The organism is Pseudomonas brassicacearum (assembly GCF_003732225.1).
Classification (GTDB): Bacteria; Pseudomonadota; Gammaproteobacteria; order Pseudomonadales; family Pseudomonadaceae; genus Aquipseudomonas; species Aquipseudomonas brassicacearum_E.
Map to the genome: position 1 here is coordinate 693,013 of NZ_MOBJ01000006.1, position 14,142 is coordinate 707,154.

The following is a 14,142-nucleotide window of genomic DNA, read 5'->3' on the forward strand; positions in this document are numbered from 1 at the left end:
TCGATGGCCTCAACGATTCACGCTCGACTGAAATTGAGCTATCCGGATTTTTCCCTGGACGTCGACCTGAACCTGCCAGGCCGAGGCGTGACCGCGCTGTACGGCCATTCCGGTTCGGGCAAAACCACCTGCCTGCGCTGCATCGCCGGCCTGGAAAGAGCCGAGCAAGGCTTTATCCAGATCAATGACGAAGTCTGGCAGGACAGCAGCAAAAAACTCTTTGTCGCCCCACACAAACGAGCGCTGGGCTATGTGTTTCAGGAGGCCAGTCTGTTTCCCCATCTGTCGGTGCTGGCCAATCTGGAGTTTGGTCTGCGGCGCATTCCACGCCAGCAACGGCGGGTCGACATGGTCCACGCCACCGAACTGCTGGGAATCGGCCATTTGCTCGACCGTCATCCACAGCACCTCTCGGGTGGCGAGCGCCAACGGGTCGGCATCGCCCGGGCGCTACTCACCAGCCCGAAACTGCTGTTGATGGACGAACCACTGGCAGCGCTGGATTCACAGCGCAAAAGCGAAATCCTGCCATACCTCGAACGGCTGCACGACGAACTGGAAATCCCGGTGTTGTACGTCAGCCACTCGCAGGATGAGGTAGCGCGGCTGGCCGACCACATTGTCTTGCTCAGCTACGGCAAGGCTCTGGCCAGCGGTCCTGTCGGCGAAACCCTGGCGCGGCTCGACCTGCCACTGGCCTTGGGCGACGACGCGGGCGTGGTCATCGAGGGTCAGGTGACGAACTACGACGCCAATTACCAACTGCTGACTCTGCAACTGCCCCACAGCCAATTGAACGTGCGGGTCGCACATTCGCCTTTGGCCACGGGCAAACTGCTGCGCGTCAAAGTCCAGGCTCGAGATGTCAGCCTGAGCCTTCAGGGTGGTGAACTCAGCAGCATCCTCAATCGGCTGCCAGTGACCGTCACCAGTGAAATTTCCGCAGACAACGCCGCCCATGTGCTGGTGCGCCTGGATGCTGCCGGAACGCCGTTGCTGGCGCGCATCACCCGCTATTCCCGCGATCACCTGCAACTGCATCCCGGCCAACAACTGTGGGCGCAAATCAAGTCAGTGGCGGTCCTCGCGTGATCGGCTGGCGCGCGCAACAAGACCATAAACGTTGTAAGGGGAAAGTCTTTTGAGCTAGTCTGGCCGCCTTTCCCCTATGCCGGACGACCTTTCGACGTGAACAACTAAGCCTTTCAAAAATGTATGCGCAACAAGCTGCCACAAGCACTTGTTGATCTTTTCGACATTTTTTGGAGGTGCCATGACTCACGTCACGCGTCTGCCTGCGCTTGTAACCCTGAACCAACTGTCCTATCAGCTCGCCAATGGCGAAACACTGTTCGACTCCCTGAATCTGCGCTTCGATCATCTTCCCACCGGCATTGTCGGCCGTAACGGCACCGGTAAATCCGTGCTTGCCCGACTGATTGCCGGCGAGTTAACGCCTGCTTCGGGCACACTCAGGCGCTTTGGCAGCGTCGCCTACGTGGCGCAAGAACCGATTGCCGTCGGCGGCCAGAGCGTCGCGCAAGCAGCGGGAGTGGCCCTGATACTTGATGCGCTCGCCAGATTGGCCGATGGCACCGCATCCGCCCAAGACCTTGAGTATGTGGCTGAGCGCTGGGACCTACCCGAACGATTACGCCTGTTGCTCGACGAAGCCGGCCTGCCGGAGCTGACGGCGCATCAGCCCATGGATACGCTCAGCGGCGGCCAACGCGCACGCATTGCACTGATCGGTGCATTCCTCAGCCAGGCCGATTTGCTGGTGCTGGATGAACCGACCAACCATCTGGATGCTGACGGCCGCCGCTGGCTAATGGACCGGCTCGCCCACTGGCACGGCGGCTTGATCGTGGTCAGCCATGATCGAACGCTGCTCAATAGCCTTCAGCGCATCGTCGAACTCAGCGCACTGGGTGTGCAGGTCTTTGGCGGCAATCATGCGGCTTACCTTGAGCAGCGCGAGGTCGAGCAAGCCGCGGCCCACGCCGCCCTTGAACACAGCCGCACACTGCGCAGTCGTGAGCTCAAACGGCTACAGCGCGAACACGACACTATCCAGCGACGCGCCGCTGGATCACGCAAAAACGCTGAAACCGCCAACGTCTCACGGTTCGAACGTTCCAAAATGAAAGGCGCGGCCACCGAGATCATGGGCCACGTACGTCACGCTCACCAGGCCCACAAATCAGCAATGAATGATCAGGTACGAGAGGCCACCGCGCGGGTTCTACCGTCAGATCCGGTGCTGATGACGTTGCCGGGAACCGCTGTGCCGGCCAGTCGACAGATCATCACGCTGATCGCCGCGCAGCTGCCCTGGCTGCCACCCGAGGCGCCGACAACCTTCCTCACTATTTCACTTGCGGGCCCGGTGCGGGTCGCGCTCAGTGGCCCGAACGGTTGCGGAAAATCCACCTTGCTAAAAATGCTCGCGGCACACTGCCGGCCCGTCAGCGGCGATTGCCAGACCCACGTGCCCAGCGCCTACCTCGATCAACATCTGGAATTGCTCGATCCAGAACGCTCCATCCTCGAGCAATTGAACCTGCTCGACACACCGTTATCGGAAGGCTCGGTGCGCAGTTGTCTGGCCCAACTGCAACTGGACGCTGTGCGCGTGAGCGTGCCGACTCGCCTGCTCAGCGGCGGCGAACGTCTGAAAGCGGCAATTGCCATTGCCTTATGGCGGGAGAATCCGGCCCGGTTGCTGTTGCTCGACGAGCCGACCAATCACCTGGACCTTGCGTCTGTGCAGGCTCTGGAACTGGCATTACGCGACTTTCCGGGGGCGATCATTGCCGCCTCACATGATGCCGAGTTCCTGCGGGCACTGGCACCCACCCACACCTTGCACTGGCAGCGCACCGGGTGGTGCCTGCAACGCGTCGAAGCGCGGTTATCGCGTTGACTCAAGCGACGAACAGCACGGAGCCGTTTTGCACCTTTCCAACTTGCTTCTATAGTTGATGTGAGCACGATCACACCTCGGTGACGCCATGGAAGACATATTCGTTGTGAAACGTTGCAACAAGACCATCGTCCAGGGTCGCCGTGCGGGTGAAGTGTCTCATCAGCAGCCGATTACGGCAGTCTGGTACCGGATCGCCGATACCCGCACCGGGGGCGGTTTTATTGGCGATGGCTATGAGCGTATGGAAGATGCCATGCGTGAGTGCCGACGGCTCAATGCCGCCAGTTCGCGAAGCTCGCGTAAAGTCTGAAACGCAGGCCTGAAGCGGCTCCGCTGCAATTGGCTTTCTGGGTCTATACTGATTTCAGCTGAAGGATCGGCGACCTCATCGGCAAACGCTCGCTCCCGGCGAGCGTTTTGTTGCTCGATCAAAAGCTTCTCTGATACGGAGGTGTTTCTCATGTCCGAAAAAGAGTCCATCACCACATTGCTCACCCTGCTCGACTCGCGTCAGGCGCGCTTGGCGGCTGCCTGCAAGGAAATTGCCGACTGGGTCGACATCCATGGCGGCCACCCCACTGCCATGAAAATCCGCGACCGTCTGCAAGACATCGAGAAAGATGCACCGCTGATTCAGAATGCACTGACGTCGCTCAAACCTATCGACCGGCCATTGCCTCGATTCCGCTAAGCAAGTCCCGGCTCGTACGCTCAAGCCAGTTCAAGCCGGGACTCGCTCAGGATCGGCGCCACCCCGACACGGCGTTTTTCAGAGCCGATCCCGCGCAATACCGCTGCGAATACGCAGAATATCGGCGAGCACCGCCAAGGCGATTTCCGCCGGCGTCTTGCTGCCCAGATTAAGCCCGATCGGCGCGTGAATACGTGCCAGCTCAGCCTCACCCAATCCACCGATACGGCGTAAACGCTCGAAGCGCTTTTGCGAGGTTTGCATCGAACCCATCACACCGATGTAAAACGCCTCGGTGCGCACCGCTTCCATCATGGCCAGGTCATCGATGCGCGGATCGTGTGTCAGCGCCACCACCGCCGTATCGCTGTGACAGCCACCGTCGGCGATGAACATCGACGGCAGTTCACGACGAATCTCCACGTTCTCAAGGACCACCCCTTCGAGGACCTCATCACGCGGATCACACAGAATCACCTCGAAACCCAGGCCAACCGCAAACTCGGCACACGCCTGCGCCACGCTGGAGTAACCGGCGAGCAGCAGTCGCTGGGCCGCACCGACGCGCACCCGCACCCGATCGATTTCTCGTTCGATGCGCGGCCCGTGTTCACGGTCAACCAGCAAACTGCGTGCGCCGCTGGCCAGATTCACTTCACGAATCAAGCGACGCTGGCCGAGCAATGCGGACTCCAGCTCACGCAGATGGGCTTGCACCTCACAGTCCGGCTCAAGCTTTTCCACCAGCACGTCGAGCAACCCGCCGCAGGGCAGTTTCACCTGGGAGCGCGGGTCATCGCCTTCGCCGTAACGCACCACCGAAACGGCGTCTTGAAAGGCCCCTTCAGCCATGCGCTCAAGAAAGTCGTCTTCGACACAGCCGCCCGACAGCGAACCAATCCAATGGCCGCTGTCGTTGACCGCCAGCATCGAGCCCGGCGCACGGGGCGCCGAACCGTAGGTGCTGAGCACGCTGCAGAGCCACACACGCTGACCGGCGCTGGACCAGGCCAATGCTCGCCGAACCACTTGCAGGTCAAGATGCTGCATATCAGTACGCCTTGTGCTCAGCGGGAGTGTCCGCCTTCAACTGCTCGATCTGACTGATCGGCAGATCAGCCGGTTGACCGCCCCAGGCCTGACGCAAGTAGTTGATCAGGTCGGTCGTTTGTTGATGGCTCAACTTGTCGGCAAAACCCGGCATCGGCTGCATCCGCTCGAAACCGGCAAACTGCTGTTCGCCAATCCCGTCTGTGATCACCCGCAACAGGTTGCGCGGATCTTCCAGACGCAACGTGGTGTTGCCTTGCATCGCCACCGCGATGTGCGGCTTGCCTTCGCCGTTGGCGCCATGGCAACCGGCGCAAACGTTCAGGTAATCCTGATGGCCGCGCTGGGCGCTCTCGGTCATTTTCGCCAACGGTACCTCGGTCAACACTTTCGCCTGGGGTGGCGGGTCGCCGAGCAGGAAAGTTGCCATGGCCGTCAGGTCCGGGTCATTGAGATTCTGGGTGCTGTTATGGAACACCGGGAACATCTCGTTGAACATCGTACCTTGAGCGCTCATGCCGTGCTTGAGGAAAGAGCTCAGGTCCTGATGCGTCCAGCCACGTGCCGCCAGATCGTTGGCGAGCAAGCCTGGCGCCAGGTAGCCATTGAGCAGGCCGCCGGTCATCCGTTTGTCTTGCTGCATCGCACCGGGCAAACCGCGCGGCGTGTGGCACTCACCGCAATGACCGAGTACATCGACCAGGTACTGGCCGCGTTTCCAGTCTTCACTTTTGCCGATCGCCGACGCCAGTTTCACGTCCTTGCCGTAGAGCATGTTCCAGCCCATCAACCCCGGACGCACGTTGAACGGGAAGCTCAGGCGGGTGACCGGGGCGGCACGGTTGATCGGCGCGACCGTCTGCAGGTACGCGTGGATCGCGTCGGAGTCTTCACGCGGCATCAAGTGATACGAGGTGTACGGCATCGCCGGATACAGGTTGGCGCCGTCACGACGCTTGCCTTCGGTCAGCGCGGCAAAGAACTCAGCGTCGCTGTACAGACCAATGCCGTGATCCTTGTCCGGGGTGATGTTGGTGCCGTAGATGGTGCCGAACGGTGACATGATCGGCAGCCCGCCCGCATAAGGCGCGCCACCGGGTGCGGTATGGCAAGCCATGCAGTCCGCCGCCCGCGCCAGGTATTCGCCGCGCTTGACCTGTTGCTGATCGGCGGCCTGGGCCTGCTGGATCGCCATCAGCGAAACGGCCAGACCGACCGCAGCGCCAAGGCCGGAGAGTAGTCGCTTCATGCTTAACCCTCCTTGACCAGGCCGAGATCGGTCAGCACGTTGCGCGTGGCGCTGTAATAGCGCACGTAGCCGGTGCAGCGGCAGATGTGGTGGCCGAGGCTGTCCTCGATCACCGCTTCCAGCTGACTTTTCCTGATCGGCTGACGCTGGAGTTTTTCCACCAGCACGGTCGCGGCGTTGACGAAGCCCGGGGCGCAATAGCTGCACTGGAAGGCGAACTCGTCGACGAAACGTTGCTGGATCGGGTTCAGTTCAGTGACCTTGCCGCTGTCATCGCGAACTGCGTGACCTTCGATGGTGCGGATTTTCTTGCCCTCGAAGTAATGCGCGCCGGTGATGCAGGTGCGTACTTCTTCGCTGGTGCCGTCGGGGTTGTCGACAATCACCACACAGGCGTGACAAATACCCTGGCCGCAGCCCAGGCGCGAGCCGGTGAGGTTTCGGTATTCGTGCAGGTAGTCGATCATCGGCAGATCATCAGGGACCTCGACGGGACCGACAGATTGACCATTGAGGGTCATTTGAAGCGGACGGTTAGCCATTGAGGGCCTCCTTGATGCGTGCTGGCGTGATAGGCAGGTCACGGACCCGTTTGCCGATAGCGTGGGCCACGGCATTGGCGATGGCGCCCACCACCGGAATCATCACCACCTCGGCGATGCCCTTGGACGGATCGCTTGGCGACAATGGCGGGAGGATTTCCGAGGTCTGCTTCCACACCGCAACGTCCTTGGCGCGCGGCAAACGATAACGGTTGAAGTTCCAGTCACCCTCCCCCGGTCCACCTTCGTACAGCGGCATTTCTTCCAGCAGCGCGTGACCGATGCCCATGGCGATCCCGCCTTCGAGCTGGCCCTTGACCAGTTCCGGCACCAGCACCCGGCCGCATTCGAGCCAGGAGTGATGGTTGAGGACTTGCACCTCGCTCGAACCTTTATTCACTTTCAATTCGACCAGCGTGGCCACGGGGCTGTAATACGTCACCGCCGCGTTGTTCAACTGGGTCGCCGGGTACGCAATGTTCTGCCGATCCAGCAGGTGGAAACCGGCGCTGCTCATCTGTGCCTTTATCGCGCTCGGTGCGCCGTCGCCATACTTCACGGCGAGACCGTCGAGTGGCAGACGCTCGCGCACGCCATTGATGCTGTATTCGGCCTCAGCCCAGCTCCAGCGATTGAAACCGTGCACGGTCGCGCCGGTCACCAGGCCGCGCTCATGGGCACGTTTGGCCAACACGGCGAATGGCAGCGGTTCCATGCCGTTGGCGGTCAGTTTGCCGTCCACCCAATGCGCGTCTTCGCGGCGCACCACGTAAGGGTTGGCCTGGCCACCGAACGGGCCTTGACGCCAGATTTCGACGGCCGCTGGCCACAGACCGTGGTTGAACAGCACGCGCGCGGCTTCACGGGTGGCGTGGCTGAAGTAGTATGCCGAGTTGGTCGCCGACGACGCCGAGGCAATCTTGCCGACCCAACGCGGGTTACGCAGCAGCGTGTCCTGCTCGGCCTGGCTCATGAGGTACGGGTTGCCGCTGCTGGTCAATTGCAGCTCTTTCCATTCGGTTTCACCGGTCTTCACTTCACTGGCCGGGTTGCCGAGGAAATCGGCGACCACCAAGGCCTGGGAAGTGGACATGCCGGTACCGATCTCGATGCCGATGTGGCGCAGCGTGATATGGCCGTCAGCGGTGAACTCGACGCTCGCCATCGGTGCTTCGGAACCGGTGCCGAAGTCTTTCTGGCAAATGGCAAAACCAATGCCGTACCAGCTATCCGGGTCCTTGGCGTCCTCTTGTTTTTTCAGCGCGTGACGGTTTTTCCAGAGCTCGTTATCAGCTGCCTTCTCAAGAATTTCATGCAGGCGCAACGCACCTGCCGGCACTGCGCCCTGGGTGTTTTTCATACCGGACAGCAGCGCGTTTTTCTTGCGCAGGTCGATGGCGTCGATACCCAGACGATCAGCGATTTCATCCACCATCATCTCGGTGGCGGCCATGCTTTGCAGGGTGCCGTAGCCACGCATGGAGCCGGCTTCAACGCCGCGCGAGTGGTACGCGGTCACTTGCAGGTCGTTCTGCGGCATGTAGTAAATCGACTGCGCAGCCGTCGCACCAACCGCTGCCACCGAAGGGCTGTAGTTGATTCGGCCACCGCCGTCGATGGACATGTCCGCACGGAAAATCTTGAAGGTGTGATCCTGTTTGTCGACGGCCAACTGGTAACGGATGTCGAACGGATGACGCTTGATGCCGCTCTGGAATTGCTCGTAACGGTCGTTGGCCAGACGCACCGGCACACCGGCGCCATACAACGCTGCCAGGGCTGCGTAGTAGACAAAAATATTGTGGTCTTTGGAACCGTAGCCAACGGTGTAGCCAGGGTGCATGTTCAGCGTGCTCAAGCCGAAACGCGACGGCGCGATCATCTTCGCGGTTTCAGTTGCGGCCTCCAACGGGCACTGGGTGGCGACGACAAAATGCAGGGTTTTGGTCGCCGGGTCGTACCAACCGTTGCCGTTGTCCGGCTCCATTGCGGCCGGTTCAATCGACGGCGTCTTGTAGCGTTCGTCGAAGACCATCCAGCCTTCTGGCGGGGTTTCCAGTTGCTGCTGCATGCGGTCGGCATAAAACAGGCCGCGCTCGGTCAGGTTGCCATGCAGGTTTGGCTGGGCGTTCCACACTGGACGCCGTTCGCGAATCATCGGGAACAGGATCGAGTCCTTCAGGCTGGCGAACTCGTCTTCATCCGCTGAGGTTGCCCCGCCGACCCGCACGTAACGGAAACTGCCATAAGGATCGCGCGTGTAAAACGGAGCCTCGGCGCCGTAGCGGATCGCTTTGTCGTTGAACTTGAGCTTGTTCTTGGCCTGGCGGAAACGCTCGAAGTCGTTCCAGATCAGGATCGCCACCGGATGGCCGATGAACATCGGCACCTTGCCGGTCGGCAGCAGTGGATCGGGCGCATGGTCTTCAGGGAAGACAATGCCGTCCTTGTCCAGGTCCTCGCTGGTGACGATGCGATCAGGCTGCAACTCGGGACCCAGCAACGACAGGTCGAAACCGTCATAAATGCGGTCAGCGCGAATGGTTTTGAGCAGCATCGCGTGGCCCTGTTGTTGCGGCCAGCCCGGCATGTCCTTGGCGCGGATGTCGCGAGCAAATACCTTGCTACCGCAGACCTTGGACAATGAGTCGTTGCGCATGCGGGCCTTGCCGTTGTTGCCGAGCCATTGCTCGGACGGCACGGTCACGCTGTTTTCCATCAAGGCAGCCAACGCCTGGGAGCTGAGCGGGGTCAGCGTCACGCTGACACCAGCAATCAACCCGCCCTGCAGGAAGGAGCGCCGGGATATATCACGGTTGGACATGGATCATCCTCTGGACGGTTATGAATTCCGCCCATGTCGTTATGGTGTACTGGAAAATCTTTGGTCTCAGGAGCCCTTCCTGGCGATGCGAAGGGCTGAAAAGCCGAAAAGCTGACCTAATGGTTAACTTTATCGAATTTGTCAGGCCTCGGCAAAAGTAATAGTAGTTCGAAGGTGGTTTTCCCTCGTTGAAAGAGGGGGCTCTTTACGCGGGTTTAAAGATGCACAGCGTTCCCGGATCTTTTCATGGGCATAAAAAACCCCGCACGATGGCGGGGTTCAGTATTTTCGGTAGTCGCTACTTCGTCACGGCCGCCGCTGCTTCATCGATCAATCCAGCGACTTCAACCGGCATCGAAGCCAGTGATGCATGGCTTGCCTTCAGGGTGATCACCTTTCTGGCGCCGAGCCGCGCGGACATCCGCTGTTGGTTTTCGGGGGCGATCATTCGGTCGTCACTGGAGATCTGATACCACGAGGGCTTGTTCTTCCAGGCCGGCGCGGTAATCGTGTCGCCAAAGGTACTGGCCAGAGGTGCCTTCTGCGTGATGCCCATCACCAGCCCCTCATTCTCCGGCAGGTCTTGGCAGAAGCTTTGGTGATAGAGCTTCGGATCGACCCACAAATAACCGTCGCTATCGGGTACAAGGTTCCGCGCCGCAACAGGCAGATGCTCTTGAGTGATACCGCCCGGGCTCTCGCCAGCATCGGGGGCAAACGCGGCGATATACACCAGGCCGACCACATTCGGTTGATCGCCCGCCTCGGTAATGACCGCACCGCCATAAGAGTGGCCCACCAGCAAGACCGGTCCCGGTTGTTGCGCAATCATCTTGCGCGTGCGTTCCGCATCGTCGGCCAGTGAGGTCAGCGGCAGTTCAACGGCGCGAATAGAGGCATAGCCCCTTCGAAGCAGCTCCGCGATGACCCTGTTCCAGTGCGCTGCGCCTCCCCAAAAGCCGTGTACCAACAAAATCGTGGGTTTGTCGCTCATCAGATCGCTCCCGGTTTCGTAGAGTTGAGTAACCGCCACTCTCACTCGGCGCAGGCCTTCATGATGTGGCGCAATACGCCCATTGCTGCGCGTTTGCCACCACTTGGATTAGCACGACGCTATCAGTTCGTCTACAAAGTTATCCCTTGGCGCCCTTCAGCACCGCTTGGGATCTGGGGGAGTGATCGACGAGCGGACATTCTTCAGCTCGAAAAAAAGCCCGCATGCGGGCGGGCTTAAAGGGGATATTTCAAAGGAGTGAGGTCAATCTAGGCAGGTTAGGGTGAAGAGTTCGTGAAAGGGTTGTCAGCGTTACGGAAATCTCGCGATTCCAGACATCTGGACCAAAGCCTGTGTATCAAGCGGTTGAAACCATCGCCTTATCTGACACCCTCACCTTCACGTTGTCTTTCTTTTTGCCTCGCACCTTTACTCCATTTTTTCCTCAACCACTTGTGTAAGGGCTCAAGCAGAAAAAACAGTACATAGGCTGCCAGAACGAGTGCGAGATCAATCCAGGACTCGGCAATGGGCCCTTCGAAGTACTCGATGCAGTACTTGACTACGAACAGCAACGAGATTCCGCCGAGTGCCATTAATGTGACAACGGCCAGACTTGATAACCTTGCTTTCAACTTGACACCTCTCCCTACTGTGTTCCGGCGACCTCATTTTGGACGCCTGGAAATCTCCATCGTTCCGTCAAATCTAAAAGCATGCAGCAAGCCAGGGCCTTGAAATTACGAGGCCCGAGGAGCAGACAGAGTGAGCGATGCTCATTTAAGGCTGATTCGGTGTGCTTTCACTTCATCCGCGTAGGTTGCAAGCCGATCTTCGGCGGTCTCCAGCACTTGACACGTTTTCAGCAGTGCCTCGGCGTCGACCTCATTACCGGTCTGCCTCAGCCGCTCGGCAATTCCTTTGAGCGCCACCGCCGACCATCGCAAATCAGACGCAAGATTCTGGAAATCGCTGCGCAGTTCGTGTTCGGGTTTGTTGAGTAACATGGCAATTCCCTCCGCGTCGGCGCTTCACACGATGCGACGCTCTGAAAATCGGTATGACTGCACAAGACTTCATAACCCTCTCGTGCACTTGATGCAACTCCCGGATTCAGTACCCCGCGCCATCGGCCAATCAAACCTGCCACCCGATTGCTCTCCAGGCGCGTGCCTACTCAGGTACAGCGAAAACAGCCATCAACTCGGCCAGGTTACAAGCGCATCAGCGATCATGACGACTTGCATCTCGTCGGCCTGAATGACTGTGATTCAGGACCCGAAGCCCGACATATTTGCAAGGATTCTCATAAGCTTTATACCATAAACTATTGTTTTATATACCGAACATAATCACTGCATCAGCCGGCGAATGCTCTGCGCCCGGCTTTCATCTCAGTCCGCAGCTCGCCGATAAAGTTGGATACTTCCCGTGCACTGGTGAGCTTCGCGGTCGATACGCCGGTGATCAGTAATTCAACGCGTCCGGATTCTGGCTCGACAATTTCGATCCTCAACGATCCGTCGGGATTCACCGTGCAGGTGCACGAGAGTGGAGGGAAACCGGACTCCACAATCTGGCAAAGCTGAAGAAGAGGAAACATGGCATTCCGTCCGTGGGATTGTGTATGGGAGTGTTGCCTGATCGTTACAGGTTAGCTGACCACGGCGAACGCGAACGAATTAACCTCAAAGTGCTATGTGTTTCGCACGTCGTAATGCCGCGAAGCCCGCAACAGGCTTTTACAAAGCATCTAGACTCCAACGAAGAAGTGCTGGAGATACAGGCAAGAATCTGCCCTTGATAGCAAGCCACTCCCACCCAAACCCTGAGTACACAAGACTATGTGTGAATCATGTGATTCAAACCCTGCGCCAGATGCAGAGAGTCGTCGTCGATTTCTCCGGCTTGCAGGAATAGGCGCCGGTGCCCTGCTGCTTGCCGGTGCGCTGCCTGACAGCATCGTCCAGGCCGCCGAGAAAAAGGCCCCTCCTCCAAAACCACAAAACTCGATCAGCCCGGATGCGGCCCTTCAACGACTCATCGCGGGCAATAAGCGGTACATCAGCGGCACCTCCAAGACACATGACTTCAAGTCCGAGCGTGAAGCCCTGGTCTCTGGCCAGAACCCGTTCGTGGCGGTATTGAGTTGTGCTGATTCGCGCATCGCCCCCGAGTACGCGTTTGACACGGCTCGCGGCGATCTTTTTGCGGTGCGTGTCGCGGGCAACTTCGTCACCGAGGAAGGCTTGGCAAGCCTGGAATATTCGGTCCTGGTGCTCGGCGCACCACTGATTCTGGTGTTGGGGCATGAAAGTTGCGGTGCCCTCACTGCCGGCATCAAGGCAGTAAAGGACCATGCGGTTTTCCCTGGCCAAATCCAGAAACTGACTGATGCACTCAGGCCCGCTATCGAGAAGGTGATCAAGGATCCGGGAGATCTACTCGAGAACGCGACCGTGCAAAACGTCAGAGACTCGATCAAGAACCTCAAGAATGCCTCACCCGTACTGATGGAAGCGCTCAATAAGGGCACGCTGAAAGTCGTCGGCGGCATCTATCGACTGGCCAGTGGCAAAGTAGATCTCATCGCCTGATGTGGAAGATGCATCTCACCCAGCGGTGCGATGCATCTTTTGATACCCGCAGACTCGCGCCTGTTTACCGTGAAGTAAGGGGCCTGGCTTTGTCGTGCAATTTTTCAAGCTCGTTATCAACCGTGCTTTGAACATCCTTCCACTCTTTCGGATTATTTTCCTGTAGCTCGTCGCTGTCCTGTTGCGCTTCATCCGAAAGGATCGGCTGAACCGGTTTTTTAGCACCCGGTAAGTGCAGATGGATTTTCATGGCTCACCTCCGTACGCCCTACGTCGATACGCATTAGAGGTTGCGAAACGACCAATGTTCAAAGACGAGTCGTTAGAAAAGTGCGCGTGAGAGGCTTCCGGAGACGCTGAAAGACCATTCCACGAAGGACAAATTTCAGGCAAAAAAAAGCCCAAGCAGCTGATGGACGCTTGGGGCTTAAAAATGCGTAAACCGTGGTAGGTGAACACGGATGCGATAATAGCTCATCACCCAACATGTAACAAGATATTTACATCTTGTTTTCACACAAAAAATCACCTAACCCCTTAAATAACCACACATTTTTCAAGGCTGTAGCTCAGCGAGAGCTTGGAGCTATTGAAATGCCCTCGCTCGCATCACCGTAAATCCGAAAACGTTTTACCTCGCCGGCATCCATGGTCGTTACGACCTCACGCAAGGAAATACCTATCGAGCACAGGCCGTTACCCTTCAGATCTTCTCCTGCACCTACAAAGACTTCCCCAGGCTTAGTGAAAAATCTTGCTCCTTCACCAGGCCCCATCCTCGCGACAAAATCACCGTTCACGTAAATACCGATGTAGCAGGCCGAACCCAGCAAGCCACCATCACGCGTCACAAAAATCGTTCCGCTTTCTCCCGCGATGGGTTGCTGAAACGCAAAGACCCGATCACTTGGAACCCGAGCTGCTTTTTCTGCTGGAACCGGTGAGGTCATGCACCCTGAAATCAATACAAAGGCTGCAATAGCTATCAGAATCCGCATGTCGAGCCCTCGCAGAACTATGCCAATACTTCATCATCACCGAGTGAATTGGATATGCACCAGGATCGTGACCCCATGAATGAACGCATGACAAACAGTATAGATGTCGGGGATGAGGGCCTTGTCCGCTGTGGTGGCTGGCCAGAAAATATTCTTGTCGATACCTGGCTCAGCCCGCAGCCCATACACCCCAAAAATGAAAAAGCCCAGCGCTATGCCGTAATGCTGTTCACTTAAGCATTTGAGTCCACGCCGGGCTTCCTAGAAA

At 58.3% G+C, this 14,142-nt stretch carries 15 protein-coding genes; 6 read left to right on the forward strand and 9 right to left on the reverse strand.

Annotated features, from left to right (window positions below; all coding sequences use genetic code 11):
- Positions 1 to 3 precede the first annotated feature (3 nt).
- The 4 genes from modC to BK659_RS09895 all read left to right on the forward strand — a co-directional run bounded on the left by modC (position 4) and on the right by BK659_RS09895 (position 3,620).
- Positions 4 to 1,092, forward strand: coding sequence for a molybdenum ABC transporter ATP-binding protein (gene modC / locus BK659_RS09880; protein ID WP_123424864.1), 1,089 nt, complete (start codon positions 4 to 6; stop codon positions 1,090 to 1,092).
- A 181-nt stretch (positions 1,093 to 1,273) separates the two neighbouring features.
- The gene (locus BK659_RS09885; protein ID WP_123424865.1) at positions 1,274 to 2,926 is read left to right on the forward strand and encodes an ABC-F family ATP-binding cassette domain-containing protein; all 1,653 of its coding nucleotides are present in this window, start codon (positions 1,274 to 1,276) and stop codon (positions 2,924 to 2,926) included.
- An 88-nt stretch (positions 2,927 to 3,014) separates the two neighbouring features.
- On the forward strand, positions 3,015 to 3,239 hold the full coding sequence (locus BK659_RS09890; RefSeq protein WP_123424866.1) for a hypothetical protein: 225 nt from the start codon (positions 3,015 to 3,017) through the stop codon (positions 3,237 to 3,239).
- A 150-nt stretch (positions 3,240 to 3,389) separates the two neighbouring features.
- Positions 3,390 to 3,620 (forward strand): hypothetical protein, encoded by a 231-nt coding sequence (locus tag BK659_RS09895; RefSeq protein WP_071550498.1) that lies wholly within the window; start codon positions 3,390 to 3,392, stop codon positions 3,618 to 3,620.
- Between the two features lie 78 nt (positions 3,621 to 3,698).
- On the opposite strand, the gene BK659_RS09900 is transcribed toward BK659_RS09895, so the two are convergent.
- From BK659_RS09900 to BK659_RS09935, 7 genes are all read right to left on the reverse strand, one after another.
- The gene (locus BK659_RS09900) at positions 3,699 to 4,670 is read right to left on the reverse strand and encodes an XdhC family protein (RefSeq protein ID WP_123424867.1); all 972 of its coding nucleotides are present in this window, start codon (positions 4,668 to 4,670) and stop codon (positions 3,699 to 3,701) included.
- Position 4,671: 1 nt separating this feature from the next.
- Entirely contained in the window at positions 4,672 to 5,919 is a 1,248-nt protein-coding gene (locus BK659_RS09905) for a c-type cytochrome (protein WP_123424868.1), read from the reverse strand.
- Positions 5,920 to 5,921: 2 nt separating this feature from the next.
- Entirely contained in the window at positions 5,922 to 6,461 is a 540-nt protein-coding gene (locus BK659_RS09910; RefSeq protein WP_123424869.1) for a (2Fe-2S)-binding protein, read from the reverse strand.
- A complete protein-coding gene (locus BK659_RS09915; RefSeq protein WP_123424870.1) occupies positions 6,454 to 9,285 on the reverse strand; it encodes a xanthine dehydrogenase family protein molybdopterin-binding subunit in 2,832 nt (943 codons plus the stop codon). Before BK659_RS09915 ends, BK659_RS09910 begins: the two co-directional genes overlap by 8 nt.
- A 298-nt stretch (positions 9,286 to 9,583) precedes the next feature.
- Positions 9,584 to 10,279: an alpha/beta hydrolase gene (locus BK659_RS09920; protein ID WP_123424871.1), complete on the reverse strand. Its 696-nt coding sequence runs from the start codon at positions 10,277 to 10,279 to the stop codon at positions 9,584 to 9,586.
- A 776-nt stretch (positions 10,280 to 11,055) separates the two neighbouring features.
- Complete coding sequence (locus BK659_RS09930; RefSeq protein ID WP_123424873.1) at positions 11,056 to 11,286, reverse strand: hypothetical protein; 231 nt, start codon at positions 11,284 to 11,286, stop codon at positions 11,056 to 11,058.
- Positions 11,287 to 11,639: 353 nt separating this feature from the next.
- Entirely contained in the window at positions 11,640 to 11,882 is a 243-nt protein-coding gene (locus BK659_RS09935; RefSeq protein ID WP_123424874.1) for a DUF1652 domain-containing protein, read from the reverse strand.
- Positions 11,883 to 12,123: 241 nt separating this feature from the next.
- Here BK659_RS09935 and BK659_RS09940 point away from each other — a divergent pair, with 241 nt between their 5' ends.
- On the forward strand, positions 12,124 to 12,876 hold the full coding sequence (locus BK659_RS09940; RefSeq protein ID WP_123424875.1) for a carbonic anhydrase: 753 nt from the start codon (positions 12,124 to 12,126) through the stop codon (positions 12,874 to 12,876).
- A gap of 64 nt (positions 12,877 to 12,940) precedes the next feature.
- On the opposite strand, the gene BK659_RS09945 is transcribed toward BK659_RS09940, so the two are convergent.
- Together BK659_RS09945 and BK659_RS09950 are read right to left on the reverse strand one after the other, a co-directional pair.
- Positions 12,941 to 13,126 carry a hypothetical protein gene (locus BK659_RS09945; protein WP_123424876.1) on the reverse strand — a complete coding sequence of 62 codons (186 nt, stop codon included), beginning with the start codon at positions 13,124 to 13,126 and terminating at the stop codon, positions 12,941 to 12,943.
- A 319-nt stretch (positions 13,127 to 13,445) separates the two neighbouring features.
- Positions 13,446 to 13,874, reverse strand: coding sequence for a hypothetical protein (locus tag BK659_RS09950; RefSeq protein WP_148050428.1), 429 nt, complete (start codon positions 13,872 to 13,874; stop codon positions 13,446 to 13,448).
- A 75-nt stretch (positions 13,875 to 13,949) separates the two neighbouring features.
- Here BK659_RS09950 and BK659_RS27735 point away from each other — a divergent pair, with 75 nt between their 5' ends.
- Positions 13,950 to 14,111, forward strand: coding sequence for a hypothetical protein (locus BK659_RS27735; protein WP_185015308.1), 162 nt, complete (start codon positions 13,950 to 13,952; stop codon positions 14,109 to 14,111).
- Positions 14,112 to 14,142 lie beyond the last annotated feature (31 nt).

What these genes read in the sequence shown, in the direction of transcription:
- modC (WP_123424864.1), top strand. Translation starts at nt 4, where the DNA reads ATGGCCTCAACGATTCACGCTCGACTGAAATTGAGCTATCCGGATTTT.
- BK659_RS09885 (WP_123424865.1), top strand. Translation starts at nt 1,274, where the DNA reads ATGACTCACGTCACGCGTCTGCCTGCGCTTGTAACCCTGAACCAACTG.
- BK659_RS09890 (WP_123424866.1), top strand. Translation starts at nt 3,015, where the DNA reads ATGGAAGACATATTCGTTGTGAAACGTTGCAACAAGACCATCGTCCAG.
- BK659_RS09895 (WP_071550498.1), top strand. Translation starts at nt 3,390, where the DNA reads ATGTCCGAAAAAGAGTCCATCACCACATTGCTCACCCTGCTCGACTCG.
- BK659_RS09900 (WP_123424867.1), bottom strand. Translation starts at nt 4,670, where the DNA reads ATGCAGCATCTTGACCTGCAAGTGGTTCGGCGAGCATTGGCCTGGTCC.
- BK659_RS09905 (WP_123424868.1), bottom strand. Translation starts at nt 5,919, where the DNA reads ATGAAGCGACTACTCTCCGGCCTTGGCGCTGCGGTCGGTCTGGCCGTT.
- BK659_RS09910 (WP_123424869.1), bottom strand. Translation starts at nt 6,461, where the DNA reads ATGGCTAACCGTCCGCTTCAAATGACCCTCAATGGTCAATCTGTCGGT.
- BK659_RS09915 (WP_123424870.1), bottom strand. Translation starts at nt 9,285, where the DNA reads ATGTCCAACCGTGATATATCCCGGCGCTCCTTCCTGCAGGGCGGGTTG.
- BK659_RS09920 (WP_123424871.1), bottom strand. Translation starts at nt 10,279, where the DNA reads ATGAGCGACAAACCCACGATTTTGTTGGTACACGGCTTTTGGGGAGGC.
- BK659_RS09930 (WP_123424873.1), bottom strand. Translation starts at nt 11,286, where the DNA reads ATGTTACTCAACAAACCCGAACACGAACTGCGCAGCGATTTCCAGAAT.
- BK659_RS09935 (WP_123424874.1), bottom strand. Translation starts at nt 11,882, where the DNA reads ATGTTTCCTCTTCTTCAGCTTTGCCAGATTGTGGAGTCCGGTTTCCCT.
- BK659_RS09940 (WP_123424875.1), top strand. Translation starts at nt 12,124, where the DNA reads ATGTGTGAATCATGTGATTCAAACCCTGCGCCAGATGCAGAGAGTCGT.
- BK659_RS09945 (WP_123424876.1), bottom strand. Translation starts at nt 13,126, where the DNA reads ATGAAAATCCATCTGCACTTACCGGGTGCTAAAAAACCGGTTCAGCCG.
- BK659_RS09950 (WP_148050428.1), bottom strand. Translation starts at nt 13,874, where the DNA reads ATGCGGATTCTGATAGCTATTGCAGCCTTTGTATTGATTTCAGGGTGC.
- BK659_RS27735 (WP_185015308.1), top strand. Translation starts at nt 13,950, where the DNA reads ATGAATGAACGCATGACAAACAGTATAGATGTCGGGGATGAGGGCCTT.